The 17,116-nt window shown below is 68.7% G+C and carries 15 protein-coding genes; 7 read left to right on the forward strand and 8 right to left on the reverse strand.

Annotated elements, in window-relative coordinates:
- Window positions 1-189: 189 nt before the first annotated feature.
- The 6 genes from AB4Z01_RS03950 to AB4Z01_RS03975 form a co-directional block, all read right to left on the reverse strand.
- Window positions 190-945, reverse strand: coding sequence for a LuxR C-terminal-related transcriptional regulator (locus AB4Z01_RS03950; RefSeq protein WP_441690788.1), 756 nt, complete (start codon window positions 943-945; stop codon window positions 190-192).
- Window positions 946-1,453: 508 nt separating this feature from the next.
- Complete coding sequence (locus AB4Z01_RS03955; RefSeq protein WP_441690790.1) at window positions 1,454-2,275, reverse strand: sugar phosphate isomerase/epimerase family protein; 822 nt, start codon at window positions 2,273-2,275, stop codon at window positions 1,454-1,456.
- Window positions 2,276-2,306: 31 nt separating this feature from the next.
- A complete protein-coding gene (locus tag AB4Z01_RS03960; protein ID WP_441690792.1) occupies window positions 2,307-3,389 on the reverse strand; it encodes an Ldh family oxidoreductase in 1,083 nt (360 codons plus the stop codon).
- 17 nt (window positions 3,390-3,406) lie between these two features.
- Complete coding sequence (locus AB4Z01_RS03965) at window positions 3,407-4,306, reverse strand: carbohydrate ABC transporter permease (RefSeq protein ID WP_441690794.1); 900 nt, start codon at window positions 4,304-4,306, stop codon at window positions 3,407-3,409.
- Window positions 4,303-5,208: a carbohydrate ABC transporter permease gene (locus tag AB4Z01_RS03970; RefSeq protein ID WP_441690795.1), complete on the reverse strand. Its 906-nt coding sequence runs from the start codon at window positions 5,206-5,208 to the stop codon at window positions 4,303-4,305. The genes AB4Z01_RS03965 and AB4Z01_RS03970 overlap by 4 nt, the downstream gene beginning before the upstream one ends.
- The gene (locus AB4Z01_RS03975) at window positions 5,205-6,446 is read right to left on the reverse strand and encodes an ABC transporter substrate-binding protein (RefSeq protein ID WP_441690797.1); all 1,242 of its coding nucleotides are present in this window, start codon (window positions 6,444-6,446) and stop codon (window positions 5,205-5,207) included. The genes AB4Z01_RS03970 and AB4Z01_RS03975 overlap by 4 nt, the downstream gene beginning before the upstream one ends.
- 284 nt (window positions 6,447-6,730) lie before the next feature.
- Between AB4Z01_RS03975 and AB4Z01_RS03980 the strand changes: the two genes are divergently transcribed.
- From AB4Z01_RS03980 to AB4Z01_RS04010, 7 genes are all read left to right on the forward strand, one after another.
- Window positions 6,731-7,780: a LacI family DNA-binding transcriptional regulator gene (locus tag AB4Z01_RS03980; RefSeq protein WP_441690799.1), complete on the forward strand. Its 1,050-nt coding sequence runs from the start codon at window positions 6,731-6,733 to the stop codon at window positions 7,778-7,780.
- A gap of 2 nt (window positions 7,781-7,782) precedes the next feature.
- Window positions 7,783-8,508, forward strand: coding sequence for an SDR family oxidoreductase (locus AB4Z01_RS03985; RefSeq protein WP_441690801.1), 726 nt, complete (start codon window positions 7,783-7,785; stop codon window positions 8,506-8,508).
- Between the two features lie 207 nt (window positions 8,509-8,715).
- Window positions 8,716-9,732: a hydroxyacid dehydrogenase gene (locus AB4Z01_RS03990; protein WP_441690803.1), complete on the forward strand. Its 1,017-nt coding sequence runs from the start codon at window positions 8,716-8,718 to the stop codon at window positions 9,730-9,732.
- 179 nt (window positions 9,733-9,911) lie between these two features.
- Window positions 9,912-10,655, forward strand: coding sequence for an SDR family NAD(P)-dependent oxidoreductase (locus AB4Z01_RS03995; protein WP_441690804.1), 744 nt, complete (start codon window positions 9,912-9,914; stop codon window positions 10,653-10,655).
- Between the two features lie 92 nt (window positions 10,656-10,747).
- Window positions 10,748-11,401: a response regulator transcription factor gene (locus AB4Z01_RS04000; RefSeq protein WP_342240649.1), complete on the forward strand. Its 654-nt coding sequence runs from the start codon at window positions 10,748-10,750 to the stop codon at window positions 11,399-11,401.
- A 22-nt stretch (window positions 11,402-11,423) separates the two neighbouring features.
- A complete protein-coding gene (locus tag AB4Z01_RS04005) occupies window positions 11,424-11,834 on the forward strand; it encodes a hypothetical protein (RefSeq protein ID WP_441690807.1) in 411 nt (136 codons plus the stop codon).
- A gap of 325 nt (window positions 11,835-12,159) precedes the next feature.
- Window positions 12,160-12,807 carry a MucR family transcriptional regulator gene (locus AB4Z01_RS04010; protein WP_441690808.1) on the forward strand — a complete coding sequence of 216 codons (648 nt, stop codon included), beginning with the start codon at window positions 12,160-12,162 and terminating at the stop codon, window positions 12,805-12,807.
- 238 nt (window positions 12,808-13,045) lie between these two features.
- On the opposite strand, the gene AB4Z01_RS04015 is transcribed toward AB4Z01_RS04010, so the two are convergent.
- Both AB4Z01_RS04015 and AB4Z01_RS04020 read right to left on the reverse strand, forming a co-directional pair.
- Window positions 13,046-15,733, reverse strand: coding sequence for a NahK/ErcS family hybrid sensor histidine kinase/response regulator (locus tag AB4Z01_RS04015; protein ID WP_441690810.1), 2,688 nt, complete (start codon window positions 15,731-15,733; stop codon window positions 13,046-13,048).
- Window positions 15,734-15,735: 2 nt separating this feature from the next.
- Window positions 15,736-16,839: an FIST N-terminal domain-containing protein gene (locus AB4Z01_RS04020; protein ID WP_441690811.1), complete on the reverse strand. Its 1,104-nt coding sequence runs from the start codon at window positions 16,837-16,839 to the stop codon at window positions 15,736-15,738.
- Between the last annotated feature and the right edge of the window lie 277 nt (window positions 16,840-17,116).

A 17,116-nucleotide genomic window follows, 5' to 3' on the forward strand; every position in this document is an offset into this window, starting at 1 on the left:
CCTCCGAAAGAGGTACTTGGGTCACTTTCATAACATGTTATTAATACTGTGCTTCGACCGAGGAAATGAATGTGTTCGGGCCGTCACCCGGCACACGGTATTGCGGATAAAATATTCTTGCCCGTGTTGACGGATCGGGAAGGAACGCTTGAAGCTGGAAAGGCCGCCGTCATGGCGGCCTTTTCCATGTCAGGCGGCACGGGTCTTTGCTGCGTGCAGCTTGAAGGCGACCTCGGTTCGGTTCCGGGCCTGCAGCTTCTTCATGATGGTCCGGATATGCACCTTCACGGTGCTCTCACACAGGTCCAGCTCATAGGCGATGATCTTGTTCGGCTTGCCCAGGGCGACGGCATCGGCGACTGCGCCCTGCCGTTCCGACAGGCCGAGCAGGCTGTGAACGGTTTGCTCGCGCTCCTGCCGTTCATGGCCCGAGTTCCGGAGGGCACTGGCGGGGACGAAGATGCCTCCGGCCATCGCGAGGCCAAGCGCGCCGATCGCGACGCTCAGGCTGACGCTGGTGGGGATATAGCCGCGGGCTCCCTGCCCCAGGATTTCGGCGACATGGCGGGGATCCTCGCTTTCGCCCATCACAACCACAGGGATGCCGGGATGCGCGGCGACCAGGGCCCGAAGGTCGTCCCCAAGGGGCGGATGATCATGGCCGGCCGCGCCGCACCCCAGCAGGATCACCGACGTGCCGTCCCGATCCGGGCTCAGCTCCCATTCGCCGATGTCGACGAACGCCCGGCCCCGAAAGCGGGCATCGGCTCCCGCCAGCGCCTGCGTCAGGGTTTCCCGGCCCAGGGCACGTCTGTCGATGATCGCGACCGTCGGGCCTGGAACGGGATGGTCCACCGTCCGGTCCCCAGCGGAGCAATCGATTGCCAGTTTTGTCGCCTCGATGGCCGCGGGAAGCGATGCCGCCTCACTTCTAACGAAATGCATAATCGCCTCTTGTTCTATTTGAGGGTAATGCTCCCTTCCTTCTTCATTCGACTGAAGGCTTTTTGCTGCTTCTAATTCTCGCTCGCAGAACCAATGCGGTTACCGCGACCGTTTGGCCCCGCTGGGCTATTCTGAATATAATTGTATGATTTTTTATGCAAAATCAATGAAGGTCTATGTACCCCTTATGGGCGATGGCTGCCGCGAAGGGAGTAGCCGTCAGGGGGCTGTCAAGACTGTCCCTGGCACGAATCGAAGCGGGGCCGCAATTGCAGAAGCCAGGGCGGGCTTGTCTCCAGAGACTGTCCGGCCTCGGATGTAGGACGGCCGTCCCCCGGGCAGGCGGGCGCAGTTCGCAAAGAGAGCGGCCCGGACCCGGAGGACGCAAAGATGGGATACGGACGGGCGTCTCTGACGATCCGAGGGGCGGCCGCTCCAGTGACCGTCCCTGCGATGCGCCGCCGCGGGACTTGGCGATGATAGGCCGCGCTGAATGACGCGATTCGATCTATCCAGCCCCCACCTCCCCCAGCAGCCCCCTCAAATGCGCGATATCGCCCTTCAGGAACGGCAGCACCTCGTCGCCCATGCGCTGGCCCTTGCCGCTTGGGTGGCTGTACTCGGCCGGCAGGCAGTAGGCCCCCGAATAGCCGACCTTGCGCAGGGCCTGCACGAAGCCGCGCCAGGAATAGGCGGCGTGCTGGTGCGTGGTCCAATGCACCTTGTAGGCCGCGTCCTCCTCCGGCGCCGTCAGCCGGCGCTGATAGGCGCTCTTGAAGTTCGCCAGGCGCAGCCTGTCGGACAGGATGTCGACCGCGAGATCCGTCGGCTCGCCCGCCACGCCGCAATGCGCCATGTCCAGCACGGCGCAGACATGCTTCGGGTCGTAGCGCTCGATCAGGTACAGCACGCCAGCGGCGCTGCCGATCTGGGTGCCGGAATGGTTCTGGATGCCGATCGCCACGCCGTGCCGCTCCAGCGCCGGCAGCAGCGCGTCGAACCGGCGGCGGTAATCGTCGACCGTGGCGCGGAAGCCCACGGCCGGGTCGACCGCGACGCAGATCCGGATCATCGGCACCCCGGCCTCGCCGCAGGCGGCGACCGTGGCCTCGTCGATCGACCCGGCGATGCTGCGGATCGAGAGGCCGCGCGCCGCCAGGGTGCGGGCGGCGGCCGGCAGCCCGGTGGCGGCAGTCTCCGGCGTCACCTGGTAGCCGGGGCGCACCGGCAGCTCCACCCCCTGGAGACCGAGCCCGGCCACCGTGTCGGCCAGCTGCGGCAGCGGGCCCGTCCAGGGCTTGGTGAACACGGTCAGGATCGGCTCGGACACTGATTCCTCCAGGGATGCGAAGCCGGCAGTGTCAGGCCGCCGGCAGGTAGCGGGCGATGTCGAGGCTGGCGGCCCGGGCGGTCTCGCCCAGGCTGCGCCAGACCTCGTCGCTCAGCGGCACGCCGCCGGCGATGCGCTCGGCCCGGCGGCGCGCCTCGGGCTCGCCGGGCAGCAGCACCTCGCCGCCGGCTTCCGCCGGGCGGCAGGCCTTGAAATAGTCGATGTAGCGCGTGGTCTCGGCCGCCAGCTCCTCGGCCGAGCCGAACTGGCCGGGCGCCATGTAGATCGACAGCATGCCGTTGCAGAAGCGGCGCGGCCCCGGCCCGGCGCAGCCCGACCCGGTCAGGGCGCCGGCCACCAGCTCGCAGATCAGGGCCAGGCCCGACCCCTTGTGCTCGCCGAAGGCGCGGATGGCGCCGAGCCCGTTCTGGGCGCTGCGGGCGCTGCCTGCGACCGGCGGGCCGTACAGCGTGTCGGGATCCTGGCTCAGCGTGCCGTCCGGCTCGATCAGCGCGCCCTCGGGCAGGGGCTTGCCGCCATTGGCCGCCACCAGCACCTTGCCCTCGGCCACCAGCGAGGTGGCGAAGTCCAGCACCACCGGCGCCCGGCCGGGCACCAGGAAGCCGGCGGCGAAGGGGGCGGTGGAGAAGCGCCGCTCGACCCCGCCGAAGGGCGCCACCAGCTCGCTGCCGGCGACATTGACGAAGTGCAGCGAGCACAGGCCGGCCTGCGCCGCCATCTCCGCCCATTCGCCGATGCGGCCGAGATGGCCGGCATGGCGCAGCCCGACCACCGCGACGCCGCCGGTGAGCGCCTTGGCGATGCCGAGCTGCACCGCCTGCGGCCCGACCGTCTGGCCGAAGCCGTAGCCGCCATCGACCAGGGCGAAGGCGGGGGTGTCGGTGACGATCTCGGCGGTGACGTCGCGCCGCACCTCGTCGGCGGCCAGCATGCCGACGTAGCGCGGCACGCGGATGACGCCGTGGCTGTCATGCCCGGTCAGGTTGGCGGCGACCAGATAGCGGGCGATGCGCTCGCTCTCGGCGGCGCTGCAGCCCTGGGCGGCGAAGATGTCCCCGACCAGCTGGGTCAGGGTGTCGTGACGGATCAGCATCGGTGGTCCCATGGGTTTCATTTCAGGCCCGTCGTCGCGATCCCCTCGATCAGCCGGCGCTGAAAGACGAAGAACAGGACGAACAGGGGGACCAGCGACAGCAGCGACATCGCCAGCATCGGGCCCCAGGCCGAGACGCCGGTCGAGGCCATGAACAGCCGCAGCCCCTGCGGCACGGTATAGGAGGCCATGTCGGTCAGATAGACCAAGGGCGTCAGGAAATCCTCATAGGTCCAGATGAAGGAGAACACGGCGGTGGTGACCAAAGCGGGGGTCAGGAGCGGCAGGATGATCGACCGGTAGATCCGGAACGGCCCGGCGCCGTCGATCGCCGCCGCCTCGTCCAGCTCGCGCGGGATGGCGCGGATGAACTGGACCATCAGGAAGACGAAGAAGGCGTCGGCCGCCAGGAACTTCGGCACCACCAGCGGCAGGATCGTGTTCACCCAGCCCAGGCTGTGGAACAGGATGTATTGCGGGATCAGCGTGGCGTGCAGCGGCAGCATGATGGTGGCCAGCATCAGCGCGAACAGGGTGCGCTTGAACCGGAAGTTCAGCCGCGCGAAGGCGTAGGCGACCAGGCTGCAGGCCATGACGTTGCCGATCACCGCCAGGGCCGAGATCAGGAAGGAGTTGCCGAAGAACACGCTGAAGGGCAGGGCGGCGCCGCGCCAGCCATCGGCATAGTTCTGCAGCCGCAGCTTCGACGGCCACAGCCCGGGGTCGGAGAAGATCTGGTTCGACGGCTTGACCGAGGCGCTGGCCAGCCACAGCAGCGGGTAGATCATCACCACGGCGCCCGCGATCAGCGCCAGGTGGATCAGGATCCGCTTCGGCCGGACATCGGCCATCCAGAACGGCAGGCCTTGCGATCCCGTGCGCATCCGCGCCTCGTCCCCGGCCGGCGCCGCCGTCATCGCTCATCCCCGTAATGCACCCAGAAGCGGGCCGACAGGAACGCGATCGCCGTGGCCGTGGCGATGATGCCGACCAGGATCCAGGCCATGGCCGAGGCGTAGCCCATCTGGAAGTTGGTGAAGCCTTGCTCGTAGAGATACAGGGTGTAGAACAGGGTCGAATCCGCCGGCCCGCCGGTGCCGTTGCTGATGATGAAGGACGGCGTGAAGGCCTGGAACGCGCCGATCATCTGCATCACGAAATTGAAGAAGATGATCGGGGTCAAAAGCGGCAGGGTGATGCGCAGGAACTTCGTCACCGGCCCGGCGCCGTCGACCGCGGCGGCGTCGTACAGATCCTGCGGGATCTGCTTGAGGCCCGCCAGGAAGATGATCATCGGCGACCCGAACTGCCACACCGCCAGGCTGACCAGGGTGTACAGCGCGGTGTCCGGGTTCGAGATCCAGCTCGGCCCGTCGATGCCGAACCACAGCAGCACATGGTTGATCAGCCCGTCATAGCTGAAGATCTGCCGCCACATGATGGCGACGGCGACGCTGCCGCCCAGCAGAGAGGGCAGGTAGTACAGGCCGCGATAGATGCCGAGGAACGCGATGCCGCGGTTCAGCATCACCGCCACGGCCAGGGCGAAGGCCAGCTTCAGCGGCACCGACAGGAACACGTAGCTGAAGGTGACCTTGACCGCCTGGACATAGCGCGGGTCCTCGAACAGCAGCCGCTCGTAGTTGTGCAGCCCGGCCCAGACCGGCGGGTTGAACAGGTCGTAGCTGGTGAAGGACAGGTACAGCGACGCCAGGATCGGCCCCAGCGTCAGGCACAGGGCGCCGACGATCCACGGCGCCAGGAACAGGAAGGCGGCGCCGTTCTGCTCCGCCGAAGTGCCGACGCCGTGCCGCTTCACAGCCGCGCCTTGGCTTCGCCGATGAACTGGTCGGCGGCCTCCTGCGGCTTCATCTTGCCGAACGCCACCGCCTCATTGGCCCGGCGCAGCATGCCGGACATCCCGGTGATGCCGGGATAGCGCGGCGGCGCCGGGTTCTGCTGCAGCAGGTCGATATAGGCGATGATCTTGCGGTCGGAATCGGTGCCTTCATCGGCCAGGGCGGCCCGGCCGGCCTTGGACGCCGGCACCATGCCGCTGCCGCGGTAGTACAGCTCGATCCCCGCCGGCTCGAAATGCATGAACCGGATCACGTCGACGATCCGGTCCTTGTGCGGCGACTTGGTCCACAGGCCGGTGGAGTTGCCGGCATAGGTGTAGTGGTGCTGGGCCAGCGTGCCGCCCTGGAAGCCGTTCGGCAGCATGTGCAGCACCAGGTCGTCCTCGGTCAGCGCCTGCAGCCCGACGAAGCTGTCGGTCAGCGACGCGAACATCGCCGCGCGGCCGGAGATGATGCCGGTCAGGGCCGGGTCGTCGCCATTGGCCAGGGCCTGCACCTCGCCGGGCGGGATGCCGCCGGCGTCGCGCAGCCGGGCCCAATAGGCGAACCATTCGGCCAGGTCCTCGCGGGCGAAGCCGAACTGCCGGTCCGGCGTGAACATCGACTTGCCCATGCCGCGCAGGAACACGTCGCAGGGGATGTAGTTCGACCCCGCATCCTCCAGCCCCCAGAAGCGCTTGCCCTTGGCCTTGGTGATCGCGACCGCGGTCTCGGCCAGCTGCTCCCAGGTCCACATCTGGTCGGGCAGGGGCACGCCCGTCTCCTCGAACACCGCGGTCTTCACGGTGATCGCCGGGGCGATGCAGTCGTTCGGGATGGCGTAGAGCTGGCCGTTCAGGGTGCCGGCCTTGATCGCCCCGTCGACATAGTCGGACAGGTCCAGCGGCTTCGGGATGTAGCCGTTCAGCGGCGCCAGCACGCCGCGCCGGGCGTATTCGCCCAAGAGGTCGACATTGACGCTGAACATGTCGGGGGCGTTGCCGCCCGCGGCCTCGGTCGCCAGCTTGTCGGTGAAGGCGCTGAAGCTGGTGAATTCCGGGACGATCTCGACCCCCGGATGGCTGTCGGTATAGGCCTTCAGCGTCGCCAGCGTCTGCTTCAGCTGCTCCTGCGATTCGACATAGCCGCCGAAGCGGATGCGGGCCGCATCCTGGGCGAAGGCGCGGGGTGTGAGGCCGGCCAGAGCCAGTCCTCCCATCAGCCCGGCTCCGTGCAGCAAGGCGTCGCGTCGGCCAAATCTCCTGGAATCGAGTGTCCTGGACATCTCGGGTCCTCCCCCTATGGGCGGTGGTGCGCTTGCCGCGCCCTTCGCTATGACCGGCTCATTGATGCTCGGTTGGTGCAACGTAACACCAACTTCGCCGGACAAGTCAACACGGAGGATTTTCGCAGTTGGGGCCTACTCCCGCAATCCGCCATTTGACAGTGGCGGCAGGCCGGCGCTATTCGTGATAAAACGTTGTACTGAAGGTCCGGGGGATCGTGGCGAGCATTCTCGACGTGGCGCGGGCGGCAGGGGTCTCGGCCAGCACGGTGTCGAACGTGCTGAACGGCCGGCATGGGCGCATGCAGGCCGAGACCAAGGCGCGGGTGCTGCGGGCGATCGAGGATCTCGGCTACACCCCGAACGCGCTGGCCCAGCAGTTCAAATCCGGCCGCAACCGCACCATCGGGCTGATCGTGCCCTCGGTGGCCAACCCGTTCTGGGGGGCGCTGGCGCACAAGGTCGAACGGGCGGCCACCGCGCTCGGCTACAAGGTGCTGTTCTGCAACGCCGAGCGCGACCCGCAGCTCGAGGCCCGCTATGCCGAGACGCTGCTGTCCTCCGGCGTGCGCGGGGTCATTTTCAGCTCCTCGCCGCTGTCCTTCGACCACATCGCCCATCTGACCAGGCGCGGCTTGGTGGTCGCCGCCTTCGACCGCAAGGGCCATGGCGCGGAGGAGGTGGTGGCCTGCAGCGTCAGCGTCGACAACGAGCTCGGCGCCCGGCTGGCTGGCCAGCATCTGGTCGGCCTCGGCCACCGCCGCATCGGTTTCCTGTCGGGGCCGATCAAGACCAGCAGCCGCGTGGGCCGCCTCGACGGGCTCAAGGCCGCGATGGCCAAGGCCGGGCTGGCGCTCGACCCGGATCTGGTCTGGCAGGGCGCCGGCATCGGCGGCTACGGCGACACCGAGGGGCCGGAGCTCGGCCGCATCGGCATCCGCGAGCTGCTCAGCCGCGACGACCCGCCGACCGCGGTGGTCGCGGTGAACGACATGTACGCGATGGGCGCCTATGCCGGCGCCCGCGACCTCGGCGCCGCGATTCCCGGCGACATCTCGATCGTCGGCTTCGACGACATTGACCTGGCCGCCGTGGTGCATCCGGCGCTGACCACAGTGCGCCAGCCCCTGGCGCAGATGGCGGAGGCCGCGGTCGGGGCGCTGATCCGGGTGCTCGAAGGTACCGATGAGGGGCAGGAGGCGCATGTCAGCGCCATGCCCCAGCTGATCGTGCGGGCCTCGACGGCGCCGCCCAAGCAGGGAGTGTGACGATGGCGGGTGTGCTTTCCGGTCGGACGATCCTGGTCGCCGGCGCCGGCAGCGGCATGGGCCGGGCGACGGCGCTGGCCGCCGCGGGGCACGGGGGCTCGCTGCTCCTGCTCGGCCGCGACCGGGCGCGGCTGGGCGCGGTGGCGGCGGAGATCTGCGGCATCGCCCCGGACCGGCCCGCGGTGATGATCGCCGTGGACGCCGCCGATGCGGCGACGCTCGATGCGGCGCTGGCGCCGCACGTCGAGGCAATCGACATCGCCGTCAACTCGGTCGGCATCAACATCCCGCGCCGGGCCTTCAGCGAGCTGACGCCGGACAGCTGGGCCGGCATGGTCGAGTCCAACCTCACCGCCGCCTTCAACCTGACCCGTGCCGTGGTGCCGGGCATGCGCGGCCGCGGCCAGGGGCTGATCATCCACATCGCCTCGGTCGCGGCGCGCAGGCCCGACCGCTCCGGCGCCGCCTACCAGGCGACCAAGGCGGGCGTGATGGCCCTGTCGCATGGGGTGATGGAGGAGGAGCGCGACAACGGCCTGCGCCTGACCGTGATCCTGCCCGGCATGACCGACACGCCGCTGCTCGACAAGCGCCCGGTGCCGGTGCCGGCGGAGGCGCGCCGGAAGGCGCTGCAGCCGGAGGATGTCGCCGCCGCCTGCCTGTTCGTCATGGCGCTGCCGCCGCGCGCCCATGTCGCCGAAATCATGCTGCAGCCAAGCCGGAGCTGACCGGCCCCAGAGCCATCGAACCAATGATCGAAACCATTGACTCGTCATCCCGTGCGCGCTGCGGCGCGAAGTGCCGCTGCGCAGACACGGGATCTCGGCACGATCCCACCGAGATCCCGTGTCTGCAGCGCATCATTGCATGCTGCGCTGCGCACGGGATGACGGGTCGTTCTTCACAATGCTTGGTATGAGAGGGGGCGGATCGTCATGTCGACAGGATCCAGGCCGGTGGTGGCCCTGCTGCTGACGCCGGAGATGCGGGCGCAGATGATTCCGCCCGCGGCGGAGGAGGCGCTGGCCGCCGCCGCCACGGTGCGGGCGCCGGGGCCGGGCGAGCTGACCGCGGAGAACCTGCCCCGGCTGCTGGACGGCGCCGTGGCGGCGCTGACCGGCTGGGGCACGCCGCCGATCGGCGACGAGGTGCTGGCGGCGCGGCCGGACCTGGCGCTGGTCGCCCATTCCGCCGGCAGCGTCCGCCGCCTGGTGCCGCCCGCGGCGATCGAAAGCGGCCGCCTCCAGGTCTCCCATGCCGCGGTCAACATCGCGGAATCGGTGGCCGAGTTCGTGATCGCCCAGACCCTGTCGATCCTGCGCGAGCCGCACCGGCACGATGCCGGGATGAAGGCCGGCGAGGGCTGGCTCGACCTGCGCCAGCGCCATCTCGGCCGGCTCTTGGGCGCGCAGACAGTCGGCATCGTCGGCGCGGGCTATGTCGGCCGGCTGGTGATCGGCCTGTTCCGGGCCTTCGGCTGCCGCGTGCTGGTCTCCGACCCGTATCTGACGGCGGAGAAAGCGGCCGAGCTCGGGGTCGAACGCGCCGGTCTCGACGAGCTGCTGGCCGGCTGCGACATCGTCTCGCTGCATGCCCCGGCGCTGCCGGAGACGCGGCACATGATCGGCGCGGCGCAGCTCGCCCGGCTGCGCGACGGCTGCCTGTTCATCAACACCGCCCGCCCGTCGCTGATCGACGAGGCGGCACTGCTCGCCGCCCTGCGCACCGGCCGCTTCATCGCCGCGCTCGACGTCTTCGACCAGGAGCCCCTGCCGGCCGACAGCCCGTTCCGCAGCCTGTCGAATGTCGTGCTGTCGCCGCACGCCGCCGGCCACAGCGCGGATTCACACAAGCGCCAGGGGGCGACCACGGTCGACGAGATCCGCCGCTTCCTGGCTGGCGAGCCGCTGCGCCACCGGGTGACCCCGGCGATGCTCGCCACGATGGCGTAACCCCGGCGATCCCATGGAAAAGGCCGTCATTGCGACCCCGGCCTTGAGCCGGGGGAAGCAATCCAGGGCCGATGCGAGCGGCCCTGGATTGCTTCGTCGGCTTCGCCTCCTCGCAATGACGGTACAGGGATGGAAGCGCCCCATCCCGGCCTCCGAGCTGCCCACCGAAAGGAATACCCATGAGCTTCCAGGACAAGGTCGTGCTCGTCACCGGCGGCGCCTCGGGCATCGGCGCCGCCGCCACCCGGGCCTTCGCCAAGGCCGGCGCCAGGGTCGCCTTCACCTATGCCACCAGCCGGGACGAGGCGGCGGCGCTGTCGGCGGAACTGGGCACCAAGGTGCTGGCCCTGCCGGCCGACCTGACCCGGCCGGAGGCGGTGACCGAGGTCTTCGCCCGCACCGAGCGCGAGCTCGGGCCGCTCGACGTGCTGTTCGCCAATGCCGGCGGCCTGCTGCAGCGCAGTCGCTGCGTCGACACCTCGCTTGATCTCTGGAACCAGGCGATCGCGGTCAACCTGACCAGCACCTTCCTGTGCTGCCAGGCGGCACTGCGCTCGATGGAGCCGCGCCGCACCGGCGCCATCGTCACCATGGCATCGCTGGCGGCATTCGACGGCGGCGGCCCCGGCGCCTCGCATTACGCCGCCACCAAGGGTGCGGTCGCGACCTTCACCCGCAGCCTGGCCAAAGAGGTCGGGCCGCTCGGCATCCGGGTGAACGGCGTCGCCCCGGGGCTGATCGGCACCCGCTTCCACGACGTCTTCAACACGCCGCAGGGCCGCACCGCAGTGGTCGAGCGCACGCCGCTGCGCCGCGAGGGCACGCCGGAGGATGTGGCCGAGGCGGTGCTCTATCTGGCCTCCGATCGCGCCTCCTTCCTGGCCGGCGAGATCCTGCAGATCAATGGCGGCATCGGTTTCTGAGACCAAAGGCCAAGGCGGGACCTTATCGCTTGACCCGCCGACTCCCGCGGCGTTCAATTCCACACTTGCCGCCGAGACAAAGGATGTCGCCGATGCGCACGGTCCTAGTCGCTGACGATCACCCGATGTTCCGCGAGGCTCTCGTCGGCACGCTGAAGTCGCTCGACGACCAGGTCGATGTGCTCGAGAGCGGCACCTTCGGCGAGGCGGTCGAGCGCATCGCCTCGGTCATGGACATCGACCTGATCTTGCTCGACCTGCGCATGCCGGGGATGAACGGGGTCAAGGGCGTGCGCTCGCTGCGCACCCGGCGGCCGGATGTGCCGGTGGCGGTGATCTCGGCCCTGGCCGACAGCTTCGTGATGCGCGAATGCTTCGACGCCGGCGCCGTCGGCTACATTCCGAAGTCGCTGTCGCGCGACGCCATCGTCTCCGCCATCTCCACCATCCTCGACGGCGGCAGCTATACCCCGTCCGAGGGGCTCGACGTGATCGGGCCGGGCGAGTTGGAAGAGGATGAGCCGCTGGACGAGGCGGTGCGCTGCCGGTTCGAGCTCCTGACCAACCAGCAGCGCAAGGTGCTGGAGCTGATGGCCGAAGGCCTGCTGAACAAGCAGATCGCCTACGCCATCGACGTCCAGATCACCACGGTCAAGGCGCACGTCTCCAGCCTGCTGCAGAAGCTCGGCGTCTCCAGCCGCACCCAGGCGGTGATCCTGTTCCAGAAGTACCGCCGCGCCCTTTGATGCTCGGCCGCTCCCGGGCGTCATGACCTATCCGGGACGAAGGCTTCCCTTCGCCGTTCAGCGTGGCCGGCCCGGCGAGGCGCTGCCGTGCCATGTTGTCCGCCTCTCGAACAACTGCATCATCCTTGGCGGCGCGATTGTGTCCGGAGTGCCCTCGGAGATCCCATTTTCCGGCGAGGGGCCGGCCTGGGAAAACGAGGATCTGTTCATGAAGCTGGCGGCGTTGAATACGCAAGGCCTGCCGTTCCAGTATCAGCCCAAGCAATGGGAGGCTCCGGACGCCCTGATGGCCTGGTGGCAGGAGACGGGCAGGCTCACTGCCAGCTTCAGGGCGATATCCTGGATGGGGTTGGGTCGCTGGCTCATCACGACGGTCGAGCCGCCGGTGATCGGCGTTCTCGGCTGGGCGGGCCCGAAGCCGTTCGATCATTGAGGCTGGCCGGAGAGCGAGGCGCCGGACGTGCTGCGCCGGTGGTTGATAGTGCCGGACAGAGGGCGCTTCCAGAGCGCAGCCGAGATGAAACCTTCGTAAACAATAAGGATTTTATTCCTTAAACCGAGATTCCTGGCAGCCCGTATAAGCGAGGCCGGGACCTCCTCGGGCCATAGGCTTATGTTCTTAGATATCTCGACGCCAGCAACGTCCAGTTACAAATCTCGCTCGCGCAGACTCTTTCGGAAATGATAGGACAAATGTCTGCAACCATTCCGCGCAATCTTCTCCGAATTCAGAGTCCAATTGTTGCGAGGCGTCGATCTTGCTGTCGAAATCCGAAGCCCCTGACCATCCTGTCGTTGATGCGATCGCACATGCCGCGGCTTTGCAGGTCGCCGATCGAAGGTCGGGCCATGCCACGGGGACGCCCGGAACGGTGGGCAACCCGGCTTCGCTGCGGCTTGCCGGGGCTGCTCCGACCGCTGGTCCGACGCGGCGCGGCGACGAGCCTGCCGTCCAGGCCACGATCGAGCCGATGGCCGACGCGCGGGCCGCGGCGGAGCGGGGCGAGGGCAATGCGCTCTCCTGGACGGTCGATATCGTCCTGGCCTATCTCGCCCGCAATTCGGTGGACAGCCAGGAGTTGCCGAAGCTGATCGCCGAACTGCACGGCGTGCTGGAGCAGATCTCGACCTCGGACAAGGCGCCGGAGCCGCCGCCCGAGACCGGCCGCCGTCCCGCGGTCCCCGTCAACCTCTCGGTCACGCCCGACTACATCATCTGCCTGGAGGACGGCCGGCGGTTCCGGTCGATGAAGCGCTATCTCAAGGCGGCGTACGACCTGACGCCGGACGAATACCGTGACCGGTGGGGGCTGCCGGCGAGCTATCCGATGACCGCGCCGGGCTATGCTGAAATGTGCTCGGCCCGCGCCAAGGCCCGCAAGCTGGGGCGGCGCCGGAGCGGCTAGAGAGTGGGATTGGTGTAAGCCAGATCGGTTCCTGCCTCTTCTGCCAAGCGAGACCTATTCACAACGCCCATCCCTCGCCGTCATTGCGAGGAGGCGAAGCCGACGAAGCAATCCAGAGGCCAGCTCGTGCGGCCCCTGGATTGCTTCCCCCGGCTCAAGGCCGGGGTCGCAATGACGATGTTTGGAATGCTGAGATGGTCTCGCCAAACGGGAGAGGCGAACGCAAGGCTCTTACGACTCACCGCCGCGCCGATGCAATGAGGGCGCGCAGCCGGGCGGGCTTGATCGGCTTGGTCAGCAGGCTGACCCCGGACAGCGCCTGCACCATCGATTGCACCTCCGGGCTGCGGTCGGCGGTGATCACCGCGGCCGGGATCTCCTCGTTCAGGGCGTGGCGCAGGGCGATGATCAGCTCGGTGCCGCGCTGCCCGGCGTCGAGGTGATAATCGGCCAGGACGATGTCCGGCCGGAAGCCCTCCGCCCCGATCCGCGCCTCCGCTCCGGCCCGGCCGGCGGCGGCGGCGACGCGGCAGCCCCAGCTGCGCAGCAGCCGGGTCATGCCGTCCAGGATGGCGGGGTCGTTGTCGATCACCAGCACCCGCACCCGGTCGACCGCGCCCGGCAGCACGGCGGCCGCGGCCGGGCGCGGCGGTGTGCAGATCTGCGCCGGGTCGGTCAGCGGCAGCAGCACCGAGAAGGCCGAGCCGCGGCCGACGATCGAGCGCACCTTGATCTCGGTGCCGAGCAGCCGGCTGATGCGGCGCACGATCGACAGGCCCAGGCCGTAGCCCTTCTGCCCGGCTTCAGCCTGGCCCTCCGGCCCGTCCAGCCGACGGAACTCCTCGAAGATCTCGTCCAGCCGCTCCTGCGGGATGCCGATGCCGGTGTCGATCACCTGCAGCTCGACCTTGTCGCCGCGGCGCCGGGCGCCGAACAGGATCCGTCCGGCATGGGTGTAGCGCACGGCGTTGGTCAGGAAGTTCTGCAGCAGGCGGCGCAGCAGCTGCGGGTCGGAGCAGACGGTCAGCGAACAGGGCAGCAGGGTGAAGGCCAGCCCCTTGCGCTGGGCCAACGGCGCGATCTCATCGTGCAGCGCCTCCATCAGCGGCGGCAGCGCCACGCTCTGCAGGTTGGCGCCGACCCGGCCGGCATCCAGCTTGGAGATGTCGAGCAGGATGTTCAGCAGCTCCTCGACGTTCTCCAGCGCATGGTCGATCTTGCCCAGCAGAGCCTCGCCCTCGGCCGGCAGGGTCGTGTCCTCCAGCGTGGCGACGAACAGCCGGGCGGCGTTCAGCGGCTGCAGCAGGTCGTGGCTGGCGTCGGCCAGGAACTTGGTCTTGCTGATATTGGCCCGCTCCGCCTCGGTCTTGGCGACGCGCAGCTCGCGGGCGATGCGGCGGCGCTTCTCCACCTCCGCCGACAGCGCCTCGTTCAGCCGGGACAGGGTGGCGGTGCGCTCATGCACCCGCCGCTCCAGCTCCTCATTCGCCGCCTCCAGGATGCGCTCGGCCCGCCGGCGCTCGGTGATGTCCTGGATCAGGGTGAAGAAGCCGACCACCTCGTCGCGGTGGCTGCGGTGCGGCACATAGGTGGCGAAGCCGAAGCGCGGCTCGGTGTCCGATCCCGGCAGCGGCAGGTCGAAGGTGACGGTGGCGCCGGCCAGGGCCCGCTCGATGAAAGGCTGGCGCGGGCTGTATTCGGCCTCGCCCAGCACCGCGCGCAGCGTCTGGCCCAGGATCGGGGTGCCGTTCGGCGCATAGGTGGCGCGGTAGGCGCGGTTGACGAAGCGATAGCGCTGGTCACGGTCGACATAGGAGATCATGGTCGGCACCGCATTGGCGAACAGCCGGATCCGCTGCTCGCTGTCCAGTAGCGCCTCCTCCGCCATCTTGCGCTCGGTGATCTCGACATAGGAGGTGACGAAGCCGCCATCCGGCATCGGGTCGCCCTTGACCTCGAACCAGCGGCCGTTCAACGCCACCTCGGACGGCGGGCCCGACCCTCGGGGTGCGCCACGGGCCGAGCCCGGGCCGATCGGCGAGGCGGTGCCCAGCGCCGGGGCGCCGCGGGCGTCGTTGAACTCCTGGAACCGGCGGTAGGACGCACCGGCCCGGCGCAGCTCGGCCGGCAGCTCCAGCAGCTCGCCGTAGCGCCGGTTGGCGGTGACCAGATGCTGGTCGCGGTCGAACACGGCGACGCCGATCGACATGCTCTCCAGCGTCGCCTGCAGATGGGCCGAGCGCTCGGCCAGCGCCTTCTCGCGCTCCTGCCGCTCGGCGTCCTTGACGTCGGTGATGTCGGTGTAGATCGAGGCGATGCCGCCCTCGGTCGACCGCCGGTCGTTGACCTGGACCCAGCGCCCGTCGGCCAGGGCGTAGACCCAGCGCTGGGCGCCGCCATCGCGGGTCGAGGCCCGCTGCAGCCGGCGCTCGGCCATCCAGGCCTCCGGCGTCAGCCCGTCCGACTGGATGATGCCGGCGTCGAGGCCGAGATGGATCAGCGCGCCCAGCGACAATCCGGGCCGGATGCTGTCGGTCAGCCGCGGCCAGAAATCGAGGAAGCGGCGGTTGAACAGCACCAGCCGGTCGTCCGGGTCGAAGATGGCGAAGCCTTCGGAGATGCTGTCGATCGCGTCCTGCAGCCGGTTCTGCGCCGTGCGGCTGGTGACGATCGCCTCGCTCAGCTCGAGGTTCGACTGCTCGACCGCCTTCAGCGCGTGCTCCAGCTCGCGCGTCCGGTCGCGCACCTTCTGGTCCAGCAGGATCGCGGTCTGGAATAGCTGGTAGGCGTTGCCCTGCATGTCGAGGCTGTGCTCGACCCGCTGCATCAGGGCCCGGTTGATCTCCGACAGCTTGGCGACCTGGCGCCGCAGCTCGGCCTCCTGGCCGACCTCCGTCCGATCCTGCTGCGCGACCTCCCGCCCCATGCTCAGCCCGGCCCGAAGGCGATCCCGGTGAAGGTCTGGCTGACATGCATCATGCCGAACTGCTCGCCATAGGTGTTGAAGCCGACGACGTTGTTCTGGGCCATGATCTTCGAGGCTTCGGTCAGCATCTGGCGCTGTTCCATCTCGACATAGCGCAGCACGCAGTCGAAGCCGATCACGGCGTCGATGCTGCCCAATTCCGCACGCAATTCGTCGAACAGCGAGGCCAGATTCGCGACCAGATCGCCGCTCTTTGCGACGCTCAGGATGATGCCCTCGTCGATGGCGCAGAAGAAATGCAGGCAGCCGGCGTCGTCGACCCGCTGGATGGCGCGGACATAGTGGCGGCCGCCGGCCTTGACCACCAGCGGGTGCGAGGCGAAGACCAGCGGCGTCAGCTCGGCCGGCTCCAGCCCGATCAGCCGGGCGTATTCCTCGGCCGCCGGCTCGGCGTTGATCTCCATCACCACCCGCCGGGCCGGATCGGCCCGGGTCACCACCATCTTCTGGTCCAGCGCGTGGAAATGCTGCCGCTCGAACACCCGGAAAGCCAGGTCGGTCGACACCAGCACCAGCAGCGAAGCGCTGGAGTGCACCCGGCCGTCGAGGAAGATCGCGGTCTCGCGGAACGCCAGGTTGTCGCCGGCCGAGCCGCCGACCAGCGGGATCTCGCCCAGCGCATCGCCCAGCGCGCTGACGATGATCTCCTCATGCATCGACAGCCCGTCATTGATCAGCAGGGCAAAGCTGCGCGACGGGTCGAAGCGGTGCTGGTGCCGGGCTTCATGCTCGGCCAGCAGCGTCTTGGTGATGGCGGCGCCGTCGGCGATCTCGAAGCTCATCGGCTCGATCAGCAGGACCGAGGTCGCGAAATGGTCGGCGGACAGGCTCAGGCCGGTGATCGTGCCCTGGCGGTAGCCGGCCGGGGTGATCTCGCCGGCGGTGGTGCAGCCCAGCACCCGCACCTCCGGCGCACGGCGGCCGATCTCGGCCAGCACCGCCGGCAGGTCGTAGGTGGGCGAGCAGAACAGCAGGACCATCTCCATCCGGTCCTGGGCGATCGCCGCCAGCAGTTCCTCGACCGCGTCCTCCGTCGACGCTTTCATGCTCATTCCCCGACGGATGCCGCTTGGGTTGACGACGGCCGTCTTCTCCCTGGTCATGCTGGCTTGGGACATCGCTTCCTCCCGAGAAGCTTATCGGGCCCCTCTGGCGGGGACCACTGATCCTAGGTCCAATTATTGGGCCGCTTCTCCGTTGTGCCAAAGTCCTATTCCGGCCGGTGTTTCTTTGCCGGTACCGTTTTCCCGAGGTTCCGGCGCCGGTTCGAACGGCCGTGGCGCGACCCGGGCACGCGCCCGCACCGGACGGCGCGACAGACAG

The organism is Inquilinus sp. YAF38 (assembly GCF_052113205.1).
Taxonomy (GTDB): Bacteria; Pseudomonadota; Alphaproteobacteria; order DSM-16000; family Inquilinaceae; genus Inquilinus.

Bases quoted from the DNA above. Each gene is read 5' to 3' on its own strand.
- AB4Z01_RS03950 (WP_441690788.1), bottom strand. From the start codon at position 945: ATGCATTTCGTTAGAAGTGAGGCGGCATCGCTTCCCGCGGCCATCGAG.
- AB4Z01_RS03960 (WP_441690792.1), bottom strand. From the start codon at position 3,389: ATGCTGATCCGTCACGACACCCTGACCCAGCTGGTCGGGGACATCTTC.
- AB4Z01_RS03965 (WP_441690794.1), bottom strand. From the start codon at position 4,306: ATGACGGCGGCGCCGGCCGGGGACGAGGCGCGGATGCGCACGGGATCG.
- AB4Z01_RS03975 (WP_441690797.1), bottom strand. From the start codon at position 6,446: ATGGGAGGACTGGCTCTGGCCGGCCTCACACCCCGCGCCTTCGCCCAG.
- AB4Z01_RS03985 (WP_441690801.1), top strand. From the start codon at position 7,783: ATGGCGGGTGTGCTTTCCGGTCGGACGATCCTGGTCGCCGGCGCCGGC.
- AB4Z01_RS03990 (WP_441690803.1), top strand. From the start codon at position 8,716: ATGTCGACAGGATCCAGGCCGGTGGTGGCCCTGCTGCTGACGCCGGAG.
- AB4Z01_RS03995 (WP_441690804.1), top strand. From the start codon at position 9,912: ATGAGCTTCCAGGACAAGGTCGTGCTCGTCACCGGCGGCGCCTCGGGC.
- AB4Z01_RS04000 (WP_342240649.1), top strand. From the start codon at position 10,748: ATGCGCACGGTCCTAGTCGCTGACGATCACCCGATGTTCCGCGAGGCT.
- AB4Z01_RS04005 (WP_441690807.1), top strand. From the start codon at position 11,424: ATGACCTATCCGGGACGAAGGCTTCCCTTCGCCGTTCAGCGTGGCCGG.
- AB4Z01_RS04015 (WP_441690810.1), bottom strand. From the start codon at position 15,733: ATGGGGCGGGAGGTCGCGCAGCAGGATCGGACGGAGGTCGGCCAGGAG.
- AB4Z01_RS04020 (WP_441690811.1), bottom strand. From the start codon at position 16,839: ATGAAAGCGTCGACGGAGGACGCGGTCGAGGAACTGCTGGCGGCGATC.